The organism is Legionella wadsworthii DSM 21896 = ATCC 33877 (assembly GCF_000701265.1).
GTDB classification, from domain to species: Bacteria; Pseudomonadota; Gammaproteobacteria; order Legionellales; family Legionellaceae; genus Legionella; species Legionella wadsworthii.
In genome coordinates this window covers 74,396-94,673 of record NZ_KL370760.1, presented here as the reverse complement: position 1 = coordinate 94,673, position 20,278 = coordinate 74,396, and the positions used below count along the sequence as shown (strand labels likewise).

Here is a 20,278-nt window from a genome sequence, read left to right as displayed (position 1 = left end):
TATAAAAAATCACGGCCGTATTTATCATTTAATTATCTAACATGGAGTGTCATCAATGCATTTTAGGTTAAAAAAAATTGGGATTTTTTTGTTTTCGGTAGCAATACTTCCTGTTTATGCTGGCGATATGGGGCCTATAGCTTATAGTAAAGGGAACGGTTTTTATTTAGTAGGGCTTGCTACTTACAATTCATTGGATTTTAATCGAGCAGAAACTGCTTCTTTTTTTTCTCCAGACGCAATTGATGCACCCGCAGCTTCCATTGGTAATAAGTGGGGGTATTCATTAGGCCTTGGATATCGTTTCAATCCTGTTTTTCGAACTGATTTTCGATTTCAAGAAATATCCGATATACCTTTTTCCGTAACTGACGATGGTAATGAAACAGCACACGGACATATAGACACCTATACTTACATGTTGAATGGCTATTTATCTTATCCTCTACCCATGAATGAACGCATCGAACCTTATCTCAGCGGCGGTTTAGGTGCGGCACATAACACAACAAATACTATTTTTTGGCCTTTGGCAGTTCAACATGAATTTGGGAGTACGACCACACAATTTGCATGGCAAGTCGGTGCAGGCGGTCTTTTCAGGATGACGAAGCACTTAGACATTGATATCAATTACAGTTTTCTCAATATAGGCCGAACAACCAATAGTGGGCAATACGACACAATTGCCTCAAACGGGACTCCTGCTAACGGTGCCCCGACAAGGTTTTCACGGGTATACAGCAATCAATTAAGCTTTGGGCTGAACTATCGCGTATAGACAGGGCAGCTTTGAATCGCAGAATATGCTTTAGCAACTTACTTCGGGAATACAGCTATAGCCCAAAAAGTGAGGATTGGATGTCGAATGAGGTTCTAAAAAATCAAATATGCTGACGCCATAAATTTTTTTGCCTTGATACGTCCTTCCATTGCTCGAGCCCAACATCAAGGGCTCACCTTCTCGATTTTTTCCTATATAAACCATGACATGGGTTACATAAGCATTACCGGGTGCCGAATAGGTGCCTGTCCAAAATAACAAATCACCGGGCCGAAGGTACTCTAGACCCCGATTAGCCGAATAAAAAACGCCCTTACTTTTTATCCATTGATACAGGTCATCTGAAGAGCGGGGAACGGATTGCACCCCCATTTGCGTTAGAAGATAATACATGGTTCCTGAGCAATCCATACCTCCTTGTTTGGGATCAGAAGAACCGTATTGATAGGTAAGATTTCGCTTGGTTAATTCCAGACCTATTTCAATCATTTTTTTTACTCTAGTAGGATAGGATTGAAAACCGGTTATCTCTCTTGTAGAAATCGTTTGTGGCCTGAAATCAGAACCTAGAGAGAATGAAACTGTAGAATAAATTATTAAGAAGTAAGTCGCTAAAAGTTGCATCAGTAAATCAATTTATTATTATTTTAAATAGAATAATAAATCTTTACCGCATTGTTTCAAAGCTCTCATTGCTAAAATAAAGGTAAAAGCCAACTCAATACACACCATAATCTATTAAAGTGAGCTATATGTCATCCACATCTTACGCTGAAAAATATCGTCATATTGATTTTAGAAAAAATCCTGAACAGTACTGTATTGGCAAAGGGGAGCAGGGCGTGCTTATCGCGGAACCCTATAAAAGCGAAATTCTGCCGCACTGGCGTTTTAAAACACCAGAAATTGCTAAAGATTCTGCAGCCAGGATTTATGAATTGTTTTTAAATTACAAAAAGGTCAATGATTTTGTAGGAATGGATATGGCGCGAAAATTTTTACAAATGGGATTCACCCGCTCGCGCCGTTATGCCAATCATTCCTCCGGAAGAAAGTATGTTAACAATAAAAAACAGCCCCAAGAGGAACATTCAGAACAATCAGAGAAAGCTAAATCCGCAGCAGTTTTTCTTGAATTCTTACGTAAAGTAAAAAACGATGAGGTTTATAAAAAACTTTATGCAGCCCATAAAAAGTTAGAAAAAAATAGAATCCCAGACGATTATTAACATCAGGATAGGCCGGGCAATTGGTTGTCTGGCCTATCCTTTGAGTTGGCGCATTGGTTTTTAGTGTAAAGTATTTTGGGTGGTATTCTGACAGCCAGGATCTTCAGAGGTAACGGGGTTATGCGATTGAAAAAAAGGATAGCTGTTATCCGAACTGAAAATAAATCCTAATCGTGTTTGCTGATTTTTTTGAAATCGATCTACAAAAGGTTGTACGCTTTTTCTCATGGTTGCGCAGTGATCCATGACTTCATTGCAATAAGCATCAAGTTCCCGGCTCTGGGGAGGAGCAAGATCTTCCATCGGAAGCGTTGTCTGAACTAAATCTATATAATCATTATAAAATGCTTCATAAGTATCCCATAATTGATTTAATTCTTCTACATCCTGTTCATTCTCCATATTAGTTTGGTTCATTTGGTTCAAAAAAAAAGCATCCCCTATGATTTTCATTCCATCAAATTTTTTTTTCAATTGACTTAATAAAGTGCGGAATACTACAGGATCCATAGTCATTTTCTGGTTTCCCAATGGTGAATAAACATGTGGGCTAATTTTAAACTAAATAACAAAAATAAGGCAAGTGTAAATAATTTTTCTCCATCTAATGGCTAATTTATGATGTCAGTTGCTGGGATTGGAAGAAAAATGTACTAAACTTCAACTATGAAGAGAATAATCCTATGTTTGATTTTATTTTTTGCCTCGTTTATCACTACAGCAAATCCTCAGGTTACAGATGAGAATATAAAACTGCAAATTTACCTGGATAAAAATAATTTTAGCCCCGGTAAAATCGATGGAGTGGATGGGGAGTATACTCGTTTTGTGTCTTCTTTGTTAAATCAACTGTCTGAAGAGGACAAGGTTAATTTAAAATACTCGAAGAGCTCTATCCATCCACTTTACACCCAATATAAAATAAAAGAACCGGATAAAAAGTTTATTGGAAAAGTACCGCCATCGCCCAAGCAACAATCCCGAAAAAAATATATCCCTTACTCAAGTTATGGAGAGTTTGTAGCAGAGCGCTACCATACAACTTTACAACTTTTAAAAAAACTCAATGCCGAGAAAAATCTCAATGATTTGAAAGTAGGAGATGTGCTTAAGGTACCCAATGTAGAACCTTTTATAATTGAAAAACTTAAGCCCAAGGTGCTGACTAAGAAAAAGCCTGAGTTCACAAAACGTGTGATAAAAATAAATACCAAACAACATCTTCTAAGAGTTTATGATAATGACATCCTTCTGGCAGTATTTCCCATTACTCCAGGGTCTTCTGAGCTACCGGCACCCAAAGGGGTATGGAAAGTAGTCAATATTACTTATTTACCCTGGTTTAGATATGATAAAAAAATGCTCAATAAAGGAAAAAGAAGCAAGCATTTTTTTAATATTCCCCCAGGCCCTAATAATCAGGTAGGAGTCGTTTGGATGGCTTTGAATAAATCGGGTATTGGTATCCATGGCACGGATAATCCTGAAACAATCGGCCGCGCTACAAGCCATGGATGTATTCGCTTAACGAATTGGGACATCATTAAGTTGGGCAATTTAATCAGCCCAGGCGCAATGGTTAAAATCGATGTGAATTAATCAGATCCGATTATCACAACTTAATTCTTTCAGTTATAAAATTTAGCACAAGTGAGAGCAAAAGGGATCACGCAACACTATAGAATTCTTTAATTATCCGTGCCGCTGATAATGCTGTAATATGATTATGATCTAGTTTTGGAATCAATTCACAAATATCTATGCCAATGTAATTGAAATGTTTCCTTAATCGATGAATTAAGTAGATTACTTGATCTATACTTGGGCCTCCGGGGTAAGGGCTTTCGACCGCTGGCGCACAAGAGGGGTTTAGTCCATCAAGATCAATTGAAAAATAAAGATACTTAAGACCAGCAAATTGCGCGATAATTTTTTTGGTCATGGTTTCAAGATTAGCGTGCGCAAATTCACTACCGCTGATAATGCCTATATTTGGTTTGTATATGGCTAAAGAATCAGCTTCACTTTCAGTGAATTGTCTTATGCCCATGAGCATCACTTGGCGCGGGGTTAATGAAGGCAACAAGAAGCCATGATGTAGAATGGAGCTATAGGATAGTTCATCTTGAGCTTCACAATCAGGATGGGCATCAAGATAAATAACGCCAAACTGACCTGGAAGAATTTCATCCAATGCTTTCAATGCAGCAAATTTGATAATATGATCCCCACCCAGGCAAATGGGCTTTTTATTATTTTTTATCAGTGTACCAAATTTTGAACAAACCAATTGGATTTCTTCAGAAAGAATAGGTTCTGGTATGGCGAAGTGACCTTCATCCCAAAGTTGGTTACCTGATTTAAAATTTTCTGGAAGTGAATATAATCTGTTATCAACCTCTCGAATAAAATCCCCAGAAAATACATTTCGATCCGATGTTGATGAAAATGTAGGCGCAGTTCCTGCGCACTGTGTATTGACGCTGAATAGAACCGAGTGCGCGTTTGCGTAATTTGGACTACTTGCGTATTTCAGCTTAGACATAATCTACTCCTGCTTTTGAACCTTTTCCACATAAAAAATATAAAGGTTACATTTGTTCTCTTTAGATGCATATTGTAAAGGAGATATGATGATGCGTATAATTCATTATTTTTTATCTTTGATGAATTATTTTGATATTACTTGATCCCCAATTAGTGGCTTTTGAAGCAATTGTTAGCAAAGGGACAGTTCATGCTGCTGCAGAATCACTTTCTTTAACACAAACTGCAGTAACGCAACGTTTGCGTCTCTTGGAGCAAAAAATGAAAACTACTCTTTTTATCCGCAGCCGCCGGGGCATGCTGTTGACTTCAGAGGGTGAGCAGTTGCACCGCTATTGTCAGAGAATCATTGAAATGGGAAGCGAGGTGCTTGCCAATATCCAGGGGGCTGGCATCTTATCTGATTTGCGGATAAAGATTGCTGGCCCCTCCAGTATTATCCGTTCAAGAATTATTCCCCAATGCCAACCTATTTTTAAAAATTACGCCAAGTTGCATTGGTCATTTTTAATCGATGATGCTTTTGATCTTACCCCTGCTTTGAAATCTGGTACAGTGGATTTTGTTTTAATAAGGCCAGAACAAGTTACTCAAGAAATGGAAAGTAAGCCTTTATCCCCAGAGCATTATTTATTAGTTTGCTCTTCAAACTGGAAACATCGCAATTTATCTGAAATTATTCGGAATGAAAAAATAATCGATTTTGATAGTTCGGATCAAATGACTTTTTCTTATCTAAAGAAATTTGGGTTATCCGATGGAATTCAGTCGGAGCGACATTTTGTGAATAATACAGAAAGTATTGCCCAATTATTTATTGCCGAGTTTGGTTATGGAGTATTGACCAAGGAATTCGCAGAATCTTATATAAAAAATGGAGATTTACATATTCTGAATGAGGGAAAAGCGTACCTCAACCCGGTAACTCTGGCATGGTATAAACGGCTTGAGCAGCCTCATTATTTTGCTGCCATTATTGAAACGATTAATTAGAGTTCGTTGCTTTAATAATGATAATTCTGAAATTATAATTAAAAAATCCTGGATGCAAGCAATTGCTATGCTGGTTTTATTGTGAGGGGAAATGATGTGTGATGTAATGATGAGTGACCTTAAAATTAGATTTGCCACTGAAAAAGATGTCCCTTTAATTCTGCAACTGATTAAAGAACTCGCAGAGTATGAGCAGTTATTGGCTGAGGTGGTTGCGACAGAAGAAAATTTGCAAGAAACTCTATTTGGTTCTAAAGCGCATGCAGAGGTTATCCTTGGCTACATAGAGGAAAAACCTGTCAGTTTTGCTTTATTCTTCCATAATTATTCCACTTTTTTAGCCAAACCCGGTCTTTATCTAGAGGACTTGTATGTGGCCCCGGATGCTAGAGGACAAGGGGTTGGGAAAAAAATGTTGTCTTATCTTGCCAAATTAGCCGTCGAGCGAGGTTGCGGACGCTTTGAGTGGTGGGTTTTAGATTGGAATAAATCGGCAATCAACTTTTATAAGCAATTGGGAGCCAAACCTATGGATGAATGGACTGTGCATAGGGTGAGTGGCCAGGCATTGTATGATTTGGCGAATAGATATCAGTAAATGACCAGTCGGGCAATTTGTAGCCCGACCTATAAATAGAGTAAATGCTACAGGATTTCTGATGAACAATCATTTACTGCTATATTTCTAAAGGATAGAAAGCGTAAACCCCACAGTGCTGACAAGCTTGCACCGATTAACAAATAAGCGATTCCATAGGGCAATTGCAAGTTGGCTATTAAAAAATGACCTAGAACTGGCGAAAGCCCACCAACAAGACCCATGCTTAGATTATATGATAATGATGCCGCTGTGTATCGAAGATGTACGGGGAAATATTCGCGCATTAAAGCAGGAACGCAAGCTTCCTCGATACTATAAACCAAGAATAATATCATCAAGAAAAATGGTTCTTGGTATATATAAAGGAAATAAAATACAGGAATGGCGGTGACAAGATACAGCAAACAACACCAAACCAATAATCTTTTTGCTCCTAAATAATCAGCGAACAATGCAAATACAGGCACCAAAATAAGACTGAAGCTGATAAATAATGTTTCATATTGCACTGCTTCGTTGAGAGAATAGTTTAATTCTTGTTGTAAAAAGGTGCTCACATAGCCCATCAAAGCATAACTGCCCACTGCGCCGACGTTCACAACACAAAACAAACGCCATAATGCGGGCCTATGATATTTTAGTACGGTTTTTAAAGGATTTTTCTCCCTTGAAGTATGCGCTAAAAATTCAGACGATTCTTTTAAATCAGCCCGAAAATTAAAACCAATGACTCCAATCAACCCACCAAATAAAAACAATACCCGATAACCCCAGGCCGATACGGACGCTTCTCCCAATAAGGCAGTTAAACCAATGGTGCTCATGGAGGCGATCATGATTCCAAGATTTGAACCATTATTACTTAAAGAACTAAAAAAAGAGCGTCGATGAGGGGCTGCAGATTCAGACAAATAAATCATACTTCCAGCAAATTCACCACCGAGACACAATCCTTGAGCAATACGGCATAAACATAAGGAAATCGTTGCAAAGGAACCAATTTGGCTGTAGTCCGGTAAGCATGCCAAAACGATGCTCAAGCTGGTTAGGCCGGTAATCGACCATCGGAGTGCAAATCGTCGTCCAAAACGGTCGCCTAAATAGCCAAACAAAATGCCGCCTAATGGTCTAAAGAAGAAACTCACGGCATAAACCGTCAATGTGCCTAATAAAGCCAGGTGTTGCGCAGTTTGCGGGAAAAAATGCTTTGCTAAAATGGGCGCCAGCAATAGATAAAGCGCAAAATCATACCATTCGATAAAATTGCCGCATACTGCAGCGAATAATGCGTGTTGTTTTAGTTTCATAACTATTATGTGAAGGAGTCCTGTTGCCTATAATTACGACATAAACTTATTTCTAATAAGTCTAGATTTACATCCATTATTTTCATACATCGGGCGTGAAGAAAAATTGACCGACATGTTGCTAATGAAAGCTATATCATACTAACTAGTTTGTACAATGTTAAGGAGACTTGCGAAAAAGTATTCAATCATCAATGAAAATTTATCGACCTTACGGGATTTATTCCCCACGAATGCAAGTTTATAAAAGAATCTATTACAGAAATTTTATTAGCACACAAACATTCTATAAAAATGCAACTGCAAGTGATTTCGAAGATAAAAAAAGAAATGCCTTTCGTATTAGCAAAAAATTGGCGGCTATCTAGCCCCCAATCTACTCTTGCTAGTTTGGAGAAGATATTTATAATGCACTACGCATACAGAATGAATATAAAATCCAATTACCTCCAGTAATTTCATTTAAGTTGAATTATTTGCTATAAAATATTCCGACTAATAAAAAATTTAATAAACGTTAATTGAAGGAAATCGATATGAAAACTCTTAAAAAAGAAGATCAGCTTAGTATTACTCCCGATGAAGCAGTTGATTTACTAAAAAGAGGAAATGAACGTTTTATTCAAAATTTGCGATTTAATCGTAATCTTCTTCAGCAAGTCAATGAAACAGCAGAAGCACAATACCCTTTTGCTACGATCTTAAGTTGTATTGATTCAAGAACACCAGCAGAACTAATCTTTGACCAAGGTCTTGGAGACATTTTTAGTATCAGGATTGCAGGTAATATCGTCAACGATGACATTATTGGTAGTTTAGAGTTTGCCTGTAAAATAGCCGGATCTAAACTTATTGTGGTGCTTGGCCACACAAGTTGCGGTGCAATAAAGGGAGCATGTGATGATGCCCAGTTAGGATATTTGACTCAACTTCTGGATAAAATAAAACCCGCGATTCACCTGGAAAAATCTTTCAAAGAAAATCGCAACGGGAGTAATCACCTTTATGTCAATGAAGTCGCTAAAATTAATGTAAAACATAGCATCCAAAATATTCTTGATAAAAGCAGGGTTATAAAAGAACTAACCAATGAAGGAACCATTAAAATTATTGGCGGCTTGTATGATGTTGCTTCTGGGGAAGTCATATTTTTTGATTAGCGCCCGCAGGTCGGGCATACATGGCCTAATCGTTTTATGGTAGATGAAGAATATTATTCAAGAAGTAAAATTTGTTCCAGAATCAAATTTCCGAAGCGGTAAATCGTATACTGGGCTGTAAGCCCAGTGACCTTCATGTTCTTACTAAGTGTTCATCCATCTCAAACAGGAATGCATTTTGTGGCATTGGATCATCATGATGAATCTAAGCCTGTATCAGAGTCAATATGGTAAACGCCGGGCTTGACTGACCAGTCCATGGGTTGCGGATCAATAAATAATTTAACCCCTTGACGCCTCATTTTTATCATTGGATACTCCATCTATTTTCAAGGAAACATAAGGGATTTATCATGCCACGTCATAAACTGGTTCTTGGATTTGCCCATTGGGGAAGCGCAGAAGTTCCTGTGCTCCAAATGATAGACACAGTGAAACTTGCTGTACAAAACGGTATTGAGGAAATTGATTGCGCCCCCCATTATGGAAATGGAGCCCAGGAAAATGTTTTGGGTGTGGCGTTGCTTTGCTTATCTCCAGAAGAGCGGGCCCGAGTAAAGATTTCTACGAAAGCAGGCCGCATTATTGACCCCAATAAACCATCAGAAAGCAGCAATGGTTTTACTAATGCGAGTGATTTTTCACAGTTTTTTGATTACAGCAAAGACGGCATCGAAAAATCGTTCAGCCAAAGTCAATTGCGGATGCGCTTATCCAATGTTCATGCCTTGTATTTACATGATATAGACAAAGGGACTCATGGAGAAAAATTTACAATGCATTATGAGTCCTTTATTCAAAATGGGTACCTTGCATTCGCTGGATTAAAAGATCAGAAAAAAATCGATATTGCTGGAATTGGTTCCAATGATGTAGAAATTTGTATTAAGTTGATTCAAGATGGCCGCTTTAAAATCGATCGCATTATGTTGGCTGGTTGCTATAACTTACTTAGTTTTACTGCTCTGGATGAACTATTTCCCCTGTGTAAAGAAAAAAACATCAAACTCTATATTGCTGCCCCCTATGGTGGAGGTCTTTTAAGCGGTCAAAAGAACAATCATTTTTTTCGTTATGAAAAAGCCAATCAGGAGCAGCTGGAAAAGCTCGAAAAAATAAAATCAATATGTAACCAATATGGTGTCGAACTCCCCCATGCTGCAATGCAATTGGTACACATGCATCCGCAGGTAGAGAAAGTCGTTGTGGGTGCTAGAACACCGGATGAACTACGAGCTTCTTTGAAATATGCTCTTGAACCCATCTCGCCTAAATTCTGGGAAGCTCTAAAGCAGGAAGGTTTAATTCATGCCAGTACCTTAATATCCTCATATGAGTGCGCTCCGGTCATGTCAATATTTGCTCATGCAGATGAAAAAAGAAAAGTATCGCCGCAAAATGAAGTCGAAAATACTGGACTTAAGATCTAATCTCTCGTCGGGCAATTTGTTGCCCGACTTACGTCTAAAGTGCGCGATATCGTTCATAAGAAGCGGCTTCCCATTTGCCGTAACAGATGCTTCCATCCGAGGATTTATGTTCAAGATATCTTGTATCTTGAGTTAATTCGGAGTGACTTAAAATGGCGGTATCATCTTGTGCGGAAAAGAATAAGGCAAATGTAAAACGCTCAACCGAACCTGTGGTTTTTTTCACTAAATGTTTCGTCGCACGAATTCGATCATTTGATGCGAGCTGTAGAAACTCTCCTACTTGAAATAACATAATTGATTTGTCGGCAGCATCAATTTTTTCAAACCGCTCACTGTTGGAAGGCATAATATAGAGTCCTACATCTTGCGGCTCATCAATTTCGATTCCATTCCTAAAATAATATGCGGGCATCAGTGCGGTTAATACCCCATGATCTAAATGAGCGCCACACCAGTTAGGATTTTGTATGCTGTCATCTGCCAAATAGTGCAACATACGTCCATAACCCACTAAATGGTCAAGCGGCAGCCCAACACCTTCGTTTAACCCCATAAAATCTAAAATTTTTTTACCTGTCTCAAACATTAATTCACCCAAATCCAGATAGGGTGTTTTGATGTCAATTTCATTGGGCCATTGATTACGTTTGTGATCAGGCACAAACGCATAAAAGGAGACTTTTTTATCATCCGTTTGCCATTGACCATTTTGATCTAAAAACTGTTCTGCACCCAATTCGTATCCTTCAGTCAGGCCTGCATCCCGATCAGGGGCGTATTGCTTTTTTATATTCAAACTTAATGAGGAAAATTGACGTGCTGCTTCAATATATGCTTTGGATTTTTCGACAAATTGTGGCACATCTTTCACCCCAATAATGCCAGTGGTGTATAATGCAGTTTGGATTATGTCTTTGACTGAATCACTAGGATGAGCCAAATCTTTATATGAAATGATATCGAGGTTCATTATTTTTCCTTAACTAGTTGGGACCTATGTATTTGCTCAAAACCAAAATAGAGCCTCACTGTAGCCAAATGCTTTACAGGGATAGATTTTTTTCATGAACTTGTGCCCCATCCATCCCCTGTGTGGAAAATTGTTTTCTTAAGCCTTCATCAAAAAAGCCAGCATAACCTTTAGCTTGATGAAGATCATTTGTAAACGTTTCTAAGTGAACCTGTGGTTGATTCAGCGCAGACCATATTTCTTCCATAAGGTCATCATATGTTCTTGAAGAACATAAATCTTCGGATTCAATGTGGCTTGCTACCTCATATTTAATTTTGTCAAAAATAACCTTATCCCCACCTTTTTTTCTTAATGTGGCTATCATCTTTTGAGTTTGCAATAAATCTTGCGGGCTGGTACTTGCTGCAATTGTTGCTTTGCAATAATGAGTCAAAGCTGCAGTTACCCAATGAGACACATTGACTTCAACAATGTATTTTGGACTGGGTGGAAAGGGGCGGAAGGAGGTAAAGAAATCGAAAAAGATTTTCACCTTATTTTCTCCTTGAGCCAAACTTACTTGTTTGATTATATTATCGGCTGCAGTATCATTTAAAACTTCTGTAATGACGGAATAATCCGAAAAACCACGCAGCCTGGCACCAAAAATAGTTTGACATAAAGGATTCGCAAGCACCCAGGTGAGGTCAGCAAATTTTTGAAAATGTTGAGTTTTATAGGAGAAATGACTCAAATCAAATAAGGTTATCGTATCATTCAAACCTTCTAAGGCAACTTGTTGCGATAAAAAATTTTTAATTATCGCAATATCGACTCCCTTTGAGAGGGCGCGCAATATAAACTGGACACAAGCCTGAGGGTTTCTTGAGGAGAATAAAAAAAAGAGGGTGTCTTTGGAGAGCATCAATCGCTGCGAAAGTGTATGAATACTTACTTTTAAATCCGGTAAATAATGGTTTGAGAATAAATGGTTGAGCATCAAACGATTCAAACACTGATGGTGGCTCATTAAAGTAATAAAATAGGATAACTCTGAGATATACGACGAATTATCCAAAAGATGACTTACCACAGCGTCATCCAGTACTTCTGTTCCGGATTTTTCTAATAAGTCAAACAAATCGGATAAAGTATCCTGTTCTTCAAAGTCTAATTCAGTAAAAAGATTTGGGTATCGAGAAAAACTTTTGGAAAATTTTATTTGCCAGTCCTTTAACATAATCGCTCTCATTTAAATAAAAAATAAATTTTAATAAGTAAACCCATTCACTGTCATGGTATGTCTTTTATTTTTAGATACTATACTACTGAAAAAAGTATCTTTTCTATCATTTTATTCGGTGTATCTATGGCGTTGATGGACGTGCTACCTCAATTGACTGGACAGCTTCTGCTTCGGTCGCCTTAAGCATCTCCTTCACGAAAAAAGATGGGGCACTGGAAGAGCGTTTCAGTAACTTGGGTTTCTTCTCATCGGAATGCAATTTAGTTGGATGCAGTGGATGGGATGGGAGAAAAAAGTTCTCTAAGTCAATTGATGGACTTAGGTCATTAATGAGTTCTTCAGAAATAAGTTTTAATTTTTTAACATCTTCTTGCACGGTTGCTGATAGCCATTTCCATAAGTGGGCCAATTGCAGATTGGCAATTTCCATATTAAATTTTTTCACTTCGTCATCAAGATAACCGTAGCGGTAACCAGTAAAAAGGATTCCATGACTCTTTAACGCCAGCATGACTCGTTCTAAGTGCTTTTTCTTATCGTCAAGCATTACGATATGTCGTGGCATACGTTTTATTCTTGAAAATAATGAATTCAAATGTTCTCCTTTGTCACCTCCATCACAAAAAATGACACCTCCCTCACAAGATGAGCCATCGTCAGGAACAATACTGTTCCGCGAAAAATCGACACCCATATCCTCAAGCTGTCTCAGTGTTTGATGGCGGATCGAATATCCGCGGGCAGTTAATCCAATGATGGGAATGCCAATATCTTGTAGTGCTTTAATGATGCGAACAATCTCGGGCTCTACTGCAGCGGTGCGAACGAAATGCTGCGCGGTATTATAAACGGACATGAGTGAAGGTTGGGCAATTGTAAGTTCAATTTTATTTTTCGAGACGTGGAAAAATAATCCTTCAAACCAGGCATCTCCCCCAAATGCTACTCGAGGCGTCATAACGGTATTATCGAGATCCAAAACGAGCCAGGTATTATAATGAATGTCTATTAGTGCCTTTTTAAAATTTTTTATTTCCTCAATTTTTTGCAACATCATTATCTCCAAATAACTAATTAATACGATTCTAAAAATGAAAAAGCCGGGGTTTTATCACCCCGGCGCAATAGAGAAACTGACTTATCCGTATCGAGCTCTTTTTCGATGATTGGGTTCCTCTTCATCTACATCATCAGCTCTTCGTTTGAAGAACCCATGACGTTGTGTCCTTGGATTAAGATGTTGCGATTTCTGAGAATTTTTATTCTTCGATTTAATATCAACTGCCTCTTCTTCTGAGCCGGAACTATCTAACTCCATGCTTTGATCATCTGTTTCATTTTCTTCCTCAGAGAAGTCAGACTCATCCGAAGCAGCATAATCTTCTTCATCTTCTTCATCCTCTGGAAGATCTTTGTAGCGCTCCTCCATTTCATTAATTTTTTGCTGATAACGTTTTAAACCAGGCAACATATCCCTTGTTAAATCCACTTCTTCTATATCGGATAAAATTGTTTGTTCCTCCTCTTCATCCGATTCAACAATATGCCGCCTTTTTCTCGATTGTACCGCCTTCTTCTCACTGTCTTGAGGGGGGCGACTGAAGAACCCTGAAGGAATTGGTTTTATAGGAATAGGGCTTATAATCTCAGCACGATTTTTCAGTTCACTTTCTTGCCTTAATTCTCGAGCATCAATTAATTTCTTTGATGGAGCACCTGAAAATTGACTGGTCACCGATTGGAGCCATGTAATGATCTTCATGAATCCATTATTGGCTAGTTCATCGCGCATTTCTTCAGAAAAAACTTTACCCAATATCGATATACTAATAGGAGTAGGTTGATTTAATGCTGAATGGATCCTTAGGCCGGTTGATGCAACCCAATAACCACATAATCCTCGATTTAATCCCGCTTCGGTGGGAATAACAGAAAGTCTGGAGCCTCTGGGTAATTGACTTGCAAGATCATCAACATAATTCTTTCCTGATGCTTGTCCCATCGGATCAAAGATAAAGTATTCATTGTTGCATCCACGCATGAGCATAATCCAGTGTCCGGAAACATTGCTTTGCCCTACGTCAGTTAATACGGGCATAAAACCTTGGTGGTTCAGTGCCTCTATATCAATAGTGGGGTTCCCATTATAGATTGAGCCACTGATTATTCCGGGATACCCCATCCTTGCAAAAAGAGCGTGCATCCCTGATTGAGTTAATTCCATGTCCTCTACATATAACTCAGCTTTTTTGGGCGCTGCCATTTTAGGGGAAGATACTGTTTTTTCCTTCATCGGTGTCGAATTCAAATCAGTTGATCGATCTTGGGCGATATGGTTACGTTTTAATAACTGAGCATGTTCTTGAGCAGACATATTAGGAATTACAATCTTTGATTTGGAAGCAAGGGAAATCACATGCCTTTTTTCTTTATTGGCTTCCATAGCCCGTACTACATCATGAATATTGTTAATGGGTTGCCCATTAATCTCTTTAACGATAGAACGGATATGTTTCTCATACCCTTGAGTTTCTTTACAGTTAAAGATGGTGTTAATGACAATGATTTGCTCATTGGGATTTTTTTTAGGTGCATCCGGTAAAGAACAATTTTCTTCAACTAAATGCATCTCTTCAAAATCACACCCATTTCCTTCCATGTAATTACGTGTCAGAGGGACAAAGCAAATTCCAGAGTTAATGTAATAAGTGGGTAATTTGTCGTGTTCTGCTACGGATACCTTTTCGGTATCTCCTAATATGGTATCCAAGAGTACATCAACTTCCAATTCCTCAACTGTATCGGTATCCGGTTTTCTTCGTAAAATATTTAGCCTTACGCTATCACCTATAAATTTTGCCTGAGTCATATGATAGAAATCAATACAATTTCCAATGTCTGGAATATCCACTGTGCCTTCATTAGAGATAGGTAATCCTTCAATGGCAAGGATAATATCGTCTGGTTTTAATTTATTATAGGCATCCGATAAATTATCCACTTTCAACACGCGAATACCTGATCGCTTACCCATTTTATAAAATTCACGCTCACTCGGATTTTCAATTTCTTCTGTGATCACAGGAATTGTTGGAAATCCGCGGTATGGCTTACCACTTAATGCTTCGGTCAGGAAGTGCTGCATGATGGGTATCGGGATAATGTAGTTCAACCCTTGATGGCCGCCATATCCTTGAAACGCAACGCCCACAACTTTATCGCCTATAAATACTGGCCCACCGCTATTTCCAGGATTCACTGCTGCATCCACTTGTGCCTGTAATAAATTTTGACCGCTCATGGAATAGCTGTCCATCTGTATTCGTGAGACGATACCTTTAGAAAGAGAGATTTCAGTCCCCCCCATTGGGAAACCAACCACCATAATTCTATCGCGTAAACTGACCATTTCACCCAACGCAACCGGGTCGACAAGATCATTAAACTCAGGATCTTCAACTTCCAGTAAAGCTAAGTCACACTGGTAAGAAACGCATTTGACTTTTGCCTCATATTTTTTAATACGGTTATTCGCCAAACGTACCTGAAGAAATGTTGTATTCTCAGCAACATGAGCATTGGTCATGATATATTTCTTGTCTGAAGAGGGATCTTGAACAATAAAACCCGATCCGGAGCAGGAAGCTGATTCGGGTCCTCGCCAGGGATTATCGTAATCAGCAACAAAATAGTCAGAATAAACTTGTACTACGGAACGTTCGTGCTTATTTTGAGTGGGAAATTTGCTGCGTTTTTTGGGGGGTTGTATTAATTCCTCTTCTTCACTGTCTTCCTCTTTGCGCGCTGTGGCTCTCTGTTGTGCACTGGATTGCTCACTTACATTTCCCTGGATTGCTTTCTTTGCTCGATTTTCTTGACGAACCTGTCTGGGTTCTGGTTGGCTCAGTTCCAGTTGGACCTCCTCTTCAGGAGACTTCTCTTGAGGTGAAACTTTTGCAGGACTTCTCTTGATGGTTTTCGTTTTGGTTAAGATAGAGCCAATTTTTTTTGAGGAAATGGTTGAAAGCCCTTCGTCACCTTTAGATTTAGCCCCTTTAACAGTCTGTTTACTTACAGGGTCAATTTTATTGAGAATATTATAGGTTACTGCAGCGCCCTGGGCTAAATCAGATGCTTTCGGAAATAATGGGTAAGCGAGGAAAGGATCTATCGATTGGATCAGTTCCACATACCGTTCTTTGATTTTAACACGCACACTAAAATCAATATGTTTTACCAGTTCTGAATCCAGCAACATCTCAAATTTAGGTTTAATGGTTAATAATGATTCGGGGGCGTTGATTGCAAACCATTTTACAATCCGTTCTAGAATCATCATTTGCGTATTTGCCCATTTTGGCGCGGCACCTAAGTTGTCTTTTTTTTGTGGATTTTGACTCATTGGCATTAAGGACCAACCGTAAAGATGCAGCCATTCAGGGCGATAACTATTTTTTGAAAAATTATCTTTAATATCCGCTTCAAAAGCACGTTTTAAACGTTTTTTCATCTCAGGATGAAGTTCATCCGTCATTTTTTCAAAAAAGTTTTGATAGGCGTCACGTGCGGATTCCCCCATGACTGTATTCTGGTCAGGAGTTCGTGTTTTAATTAGATCACGTTCTGGGACTGAGTCATGATCAACGGTCAAATCATGTCCTCCTTTAGTGACCTCACCGATCTCTGCCAATTCTTTTTCTAATTCTTTTTTTACTGATTTTTTGAGTTTGCCATTAAATAAAGGGGTTTCTTTAATTGAGCCCCAAAAGGGTTGCTTGCCTTCTTGAGGAGAAGGGGAAAAACAAACAATTTGTATGGGATCTTCCTCGTCCTTATCGCCCACTTTTCCATAAATGGAACGTTTCCCGTACATGGGCGTAAAATTATCGGGTGTTTGTGCACGAAATCGATGCATCCCAGGATAAGGTTGAATTGCCTCTATATTAATTAAAGGACGAACTGTTGGGGTTTCTTCGTCATCGACCTTAGGTAACTCATATTGCAGGGCAACAGTCTGTTCACCCTCCTTAGTAATCACTGCATGACCTACTTTTTTGCTGTTAGGTGCATAACGATAATGTTCGTTTTCTGCAAGGTGGGAAAAATCGTGGGCGGTAAATTCTTTGCTGGTATTTGAATCATGAGTGGGGGAGGTTTCCGTATCGCTTTGTTGCACTTTCTTTTGTTTATCTTGGTTCTTTTCCTTGGAACCTTGATAAATATCCATTTTATCATTAGACATAATTTACTCCTAAGTAAAGATAATGTAACTCCATTACAACTCTCTTTGCTAAAAGGCAGCGATTTATTGTTAACAGAAACAAATAAAGGTGTAAAGATTTTTTATTAACCAAAAAATAGGGCAAAAGTAACTCTGAATGTATTTTAAAAATGCAGATAAAGGGAGGGTTAAAAACTCCAAGTACTTGTTAAAATTAAGATTTAATTAAATTCAAGGCATTTTTTTTAACACATACAAGTGAGCAATGATTGCTCTAATGACTTTAAAATATTTCAAAATTAAAGATTCAAAATGAATCATGTAAATTCTTATAAGCGTTGCCTGGTACTTACCCCCAGTTAAGGGCATGAATAAAATCTAACAGTTCTTTCGTATGCGTATAAACTTTTGCCAAAATTTAGCAAAGGTAGGCTTATCTCTGGCAATGCTGCATGGTTTGTCAGTGAGATCAAAATATTTTGGAATAGATCTCCTGGATCCCGCGGACAAGCCGCAGGACGTGGGCATAGAGTGAAAAAAATCTGTTCAGAAGATTATTGAGTGGGCAATGGCATTGTAATATGATAATTTAAGCCGATGAAAAATAAGGAAATTTATATGCCCATTGTCAATGTTTTCCATCAAAGACGAATCTTAACTGCCAGATTAAATGATTTAGAGGCGCAAATACCTATATTAGTTGCAGCTACTGCGGAAGAGCTTTCTCAACCAGAAAACCATTTCAATATGACAGAAGAGGAAAAAATACTTTCGAGGCTGCAATTATTTATTAAAAAAGGCAAAATGTTCGGCTATGAACACAAACAACCTACGCTTAAAATCTCTCAACTTGCGAGCGACAGCATTACTTTGTTTGGAAAGCCACAACGAATGGCCCCTGTTTCCATTATGCAGAATGAAGCATTTTTTTTAGCTCTTAAAGAAAAAGCAAACCAATATTTGGAAAGTGTATTAAAAGTAAAACCTCGGAAGAAGACGGCGGATACTTATCTGCAGGAGATGGTCATTCATTTGTATCAAATTATAAAAAGATCATGTCCAAAAGAAGGCGAAATCATTCACTTAGCCACTATGGAAAGAGACCTATCCGCACCTGATGCTGGCAAAAACCGCTTAACCGCAGAATTTAGTCTTCTATTACTTACTGAATTAAGAAATAAAATTGCCAAAAATAAAGACCATTGGAAGGTGGAATTAGATAGGATATTTGCGATAAAGCAGCGCACATCACGTGCGGAATCCTTTGGTATTCATCGAATAGCACAGCAGCCATTAATGCTTTACCAATCAAGAAATCTTCACGAGGAAACGACTCCTAAAGAAAAGGTAATTATTGTTGATGATCATATTCAAGCGGGTGCAGCGATATATTGTGCCGCATCAGAAGTGATGAATCGAGGCGCTCATTTACTGGGTATCGTTGCGATAACAGCACATAAAAACTCAATGTTTTTTAATATTCAACCCGATGTTTTAGAATTCATCATGAGTTTGTTGCCGCGTGGTGCAGAGGATCTTCCTATTTTAAATGAAATACTAAAAATAGTGGGATTAAACCTAGATACATTGACTAATGTTGAGGGGATGATTTTAATCTCCATTTTGTGTGATCCAACCCATAAAGAGCATCAATTTAAATTCAAACAATTACTTGAAAAATATGATGGATCAGAAGCAATTGATCATGCGCTTTTTAAAAATCAAAAAAACAGTTTACTTGAAGAATTTGAAAAACCCAAAGTAGCGTTTGCAAATTTTGAGAGAGAGTTATTGGCGGCAATAGAAAAAAACAGGTATACAGTATCCTATGAAAAACAAATTGTCTTATCCGATGAAGCGGGACAAGAGATTCAGAAAGAAGCGAGTAAGAGGATGAACCTTCCTTGGTTATTATTTGATTTTGATGATACGTTACATAATTTGAGTACTACTACCTTCACAATATTTCAAGTGATTGTAAAAACTTACTCTGGGATAGAAGTGCCTATCGATATCATAGAGCAAACACGTAAAAATCTAAAAGATAAAGGTCACTATCAATATCAAGAAATGCTTTTGGCATTCATTAAGAAATATAAACCGGACATTCAAATTACTTGCGAAGATATTACTCAACAATACCAAAAACATAAAAGCGAAGAACCTTTTATCCCCAAAATGTCCAAAGAAGATTTTTTATCTTTAAGATCTAAATATCGAATTGGAATCATCACGGATGGTTCGGCTTTTGAGAGTAAGGTTCCAAAGATTAAAGAGTTTTATGGAGTGGATATCGATGGATATATTTACAAGGACAATAAGCTACCCTCCAAGCCAAATCCCACAATGTTCCATGAATTTTGTAAAAAATACAACGTGAAGGATAAACCAATCGCTTATATTGGCGATAGGTCTGACTTGGATGGTGGAATGGCAAAAAATGCCAATTTAAGATTTATCAAAGTTGATCCTACGCTGCCTGCGATTGATATGGTTAAATTTACAGAAGAACTTCAGGTGATTGAAGAACAAAGAATGACAGCGAGAAAGAGATGGGAGTTCTTCAGAAATGTAGTGACAAATAAAACAACAGAGATGGAACCCGTTAGAAAATTCTTGGGATTGAAGGTATAAAGAAGTTAACTGGCCCTGCGACAAAGTCGCAGAGCGTCAGCTGGCCCAGGTTGGACAAACAAATTGCTCGAGTACCAATTGCTTTCCTATCGTGAATACTGGGAATTGGGTTTGTAAGCCCAGCTTTAATTTTTGGCGGTCGTTTTAGAACGTTTTTGAATACCCCTATGT

16 protein-coding genes are annotated in these 20,278 nt (G+C 38.2%); 8 read left to right on the top strand and 8 right to left on the bottom strand.

Going from position 1 to position 20,278, the window contains the following annotated elements; translation table 11 throughout:
- The first annotated feature begins 55 nt into the window (after positions 1–55).
- Entirely contained in the window at positions 56–781 is a 726-nt protein-coding gene (locus BU07_RS17285; RefSeq protein WP_172459797.1) for an outer membrane protein, read from the top strand.
- 30 nt (positions 782–811) lie between these two features.
- On the opposite strand, the gene BU07_RS0112040 is transcribed toward BU07_RS17285, so the two are convergent.
- On the bottom strand, positions 812–1,408 hold the full coding sequence (locus tag BU07_RS0112040; protein ID WP_084157882.1) for a C40 family peptidase: 597 nt from the start codon (positions 1,406–1,408) through the stop codon (positions 812–814).
- 128 nt (positions 1,409–1,536) lie between these two features.
- On the opposite strand from BU07_RS0112040, the gene BU07_RS0112035 reads away from it, so the two are divergent.
- A complete protein-coding gene (locus tag BU07_RS0112035) occupies positions 1,537–2,013 on the top strand; it encodes a DUF4385 domain-containing protein (protein WP_031566379.1) in 477 nt (158 codons plus the stop codon).
- A gap of 60 nt (positions 2,014–2,073) precedes the next feature.
- Here BU07_RS0112035 and BU07_RS0112030 read toward each other — a convergent pair whose 3' ends face one another.
- Positions 2,074–2,529, bottom strand: coding sequence for a hypothetical protein (locus tag BU07_RS0112030; protein ID WP_031566377.1), 456 nt, complete (start codon positions 2,527–2,529; stop codon positions 2,074–2,076).
- A gap of 171 nt (positions 2,530–2,700) precedes the next feature.
- Between BU07_RS0112030 and BU07_RS0112025 the strand changes: the two genes are divergently transcribed.
- Positions 2,701–3,612 carry a L,D-transpeptidase family protein gene (locus BU07_RS0112025; RefSeq protein WP_162173980.1) on the top strand — a complete coding sequence of 304 codons (912 nt, stop codon included), beginning with the start codon at positions 2,701–2,703 and terminating at the stop codon, positions 3,610–3,612.
- 67 nt (positions 3,613–3,679) lie between these two features.
- On the opposite strand, the gene BU07_RS0112020 is transcribed toward BU07_RS0112025, so the two are convergent.
- Positions 3,680–4,558, bottom strand: coding sequence for an arginase family protein (locus BU07_RS0112020; RefSeq protein WP_031566374.1), 879 nt, complete (start codon positions 4,556–4,558; stop codon positions 3,680–3,682).
- A gap of 131 nt (positions 4,559–4,689) precedes the next feature.
- Between BU07_RS0112020 and BU07_RS0112015 the strand changes: the two genes are divergently transcribed.
- Positions 4,690–5,553: a LysR family transcriptional regulator gene (locus BU07_RS0112015; protein WP_031566372.1), complete on the top strand. Its 864-nt coding sequence runs from the start codon at positions 4,690–4,692 to the stop codon at positions 5,551–5,553.
- Between the two features lie 91 nt (positions 5,554–5,644).
- Entirely contained in the window at positions 5,645–6,151 is a 507-nt protein-coding gene (locus BU07_RS0112010) for a GNAT family N-acetyltransferase (RefSeq protein ID WP_242601892.1), read from the top strand.
- A gap of 47 nt (positions 6,152–6,198) precedes the next feature.
- Here the strand turns inward: BU07_RS0112010 and BU07_RS0112005 are convergent, their stop codons facing one another.
- Entirely contained in the window at positions 6,199–7,461 is a 1,263-nt protein-coding gene (locus tag BU07_RS0112005) for an MFS transporter (protein ID WP_031566369.1), read from the bottom strand.
- Between the two features lie 536 nt (positions 7,462–7,997).
- Between BU07_RS0112005 and BU07_RS0111995 the strand changes: the two genes are divergently transcribed.
- A complete protein-coding gene (locus BU07_RS0111995) occupies positions 7,998–8,621 on the top strand; it encodes a carbonic anhydrase family protein (protein ID WP_031566367.1) in 624 nt (207 codons plus the stop codon).
- Positions 8,622–8,974: 353 nt separating this feature from the next.
- Positions 8,975–10,051: an aldo/keto reductase gene (locus tag BU07_RS0111985; protein ID WP_031566365.1), complete on the top strand. Its 1,077-nt coding sequence runs from the start codon at positions 8,975–8,977 to the stop codon at positions 10,049–10,051.
- A gap of 34 nt (positions 10,052–10,085) precedes the next feature.
- Here the strand turns inward: BU07_RS0111985 and BU07_RS0111980 are convergent, their stop codons facing one another.
- From BU07_RS0111980 to BU07_RS17820, 4 genes are all read right to left on the bottom strand, one after another.
- Positions 10,086–11,024: an isopenicillin N synthase family oxygenase gene (locus BU07_RS0111980; protein WP_031566363.1), complete on the bottom strand. Its 939-nt coding sequence runs from the start codon at positions 11,022–11,024 to the stop codon at positions 10,086–10,088.
- A gap of 73 nt (positions 11,025–11,097) precedes the next feature.
- Entirely contained in the window at positions 11,098–12,246 is a 1,149-nt protein-coding gene (locus tag BU07_RS0111975; RefSeq protein WP_031566361.1) for a hypothetical protein, read from the bottom strand.
- Positions 12,247–12,373: 127 nt separating this feature from the next.
- Positions 12,374–13,306, bottom strand: a complete 933-nt coding sequence (locus BU07_RS0111970; protein WP_084157880.1) for a DUF2608 domain-containing protein — start codon at positions 13,304–13,306, stop codon at positions 12,374–12,376.
- A gap of 84 nt (positions 13,307–13,390) precedes the next feature.
- On the bottom strand, positions 13,391–17,494 hold the full coding sequence (locus tag BU07_RS17820; RefSeq protein WP_031566358.1) for a PDZ domain-containing protein: 4,104 nt from the start codon (positions 17,492–17,494) through the stop codon (positions 13,391–13,393).
- A 597-nt stretch (positions 17,495–18,091) separates the two neighbouring features.
- Here BU07_RS17820 and BU07_RS0111960 point away from each other — a divergent pair.
- The gene (locus tag BU07_RS0111960; protein ID WP_031566356.1) at positions 18,092–20,107 is read left to right on the top strand and encodes an HAD family hydrolase; all 2,016 of its coding nucleotides are present in this window, start codon (positions 18,092–18,094) and stop codon (positions 20,105–20,107) included.
- The last annotated feature ends 171 nt before the right edge of the window (positions 20,108–20,278 follow it).

Coding starts and splice junctions, on each gene's coding strand:
- BU07_RS17285 (WP_172459797.1), top strand. CDS start 56: ATGCATTTTAGGTTAAAAAAAATTGGGATTTTTTTGTTTTCGGTAGCA.
- BU07_RS0112040 (WP_084157882.1), bottom strand. CDS start 1,408: ATGCAACTTTTAGCGACTTACTTCTTAATAATTTATTCTACAGTTTCA.
- BU07_RS0112035 (WP_031566379.1), top strand. CDS start 1,537: ATGTCATCCACATCTTACGCTGAAAAATATCGTCATATTGATTTTAGA.
- BU07_RS0112030 (WP_031566377.1), bottom strand. CDS start 2,529: ATGACTATGGATCCTGTAGTATTCCGCACTTTATTAAGTCAATTGAAA.
- BU07_RS0112020 (WP_031566374.1), bottom strand. CDS start 4,558: ATGTCTAAGCTGAAATACGCAAGTAGTCCAAATTACGCAAACGCGCAC.
- BU07_RS0112010 (WP_242601892.1), top strand. CDS start 5,645: ATGATGTGTGATGTAATGATGAGTGACCTTAAAATTAGATTTGCCACT.
- BU07_RS0112005 (WP_031566369.1), bottom strand. CDS start 7,461: ATGAAACTAAAACAACACGCATTATTCGCTGCAGTATGCGGCAATTTT.
- BU07_RS0111995 (WP_031566367.1), top strand. CDS start 7,998: ATGAAAACTCTTAAAAAAGAAGATCAGCTTAGTATTACTCCCGATGAA.
- BU07_RS0111985 (WP_031566365.1), top strand. CDS start 8,975: ATGCCACGTCATAAACTGGTTCTTGGATTTGCCCATTGGGGAAGCGCA.
- BU07_RS0111980 (WP_031566363.1), bottom strand. CDS start 11,024: ATGAACCTCGATATCATTTCATATAAAGATTTGGCTCATCCTAGTGAT.
- BU07_RS0111975 (WP_031566361.1), bottom strand. CDS start 12,246: ATGTTAAAGGACTGGCAAATAAAATTTTCCAAAAGTTTTTCTCGATAC.
- BU07_RS0111970 (WP_084157880.1), bottom strand. CDS start 13,306: ATGTTGCAAAAAATTGAGGAAATAAAAAATTTTAAAAAGGCACTAATA.
- BU07_RS17820 (WP_031566358.1), bottom strand. CDS start 17,494: ATGTCTAATGATAAAATGGATATTTATCAAGGTTCCAAGGAAAAGAAC.
- BU07_RS0111960 (WP_031566356.1), top strand. CDS start 18,092: ATGCCCATTGTCAATGTTTTCCATCAAAGACGAATCTTAACTGCCAGA.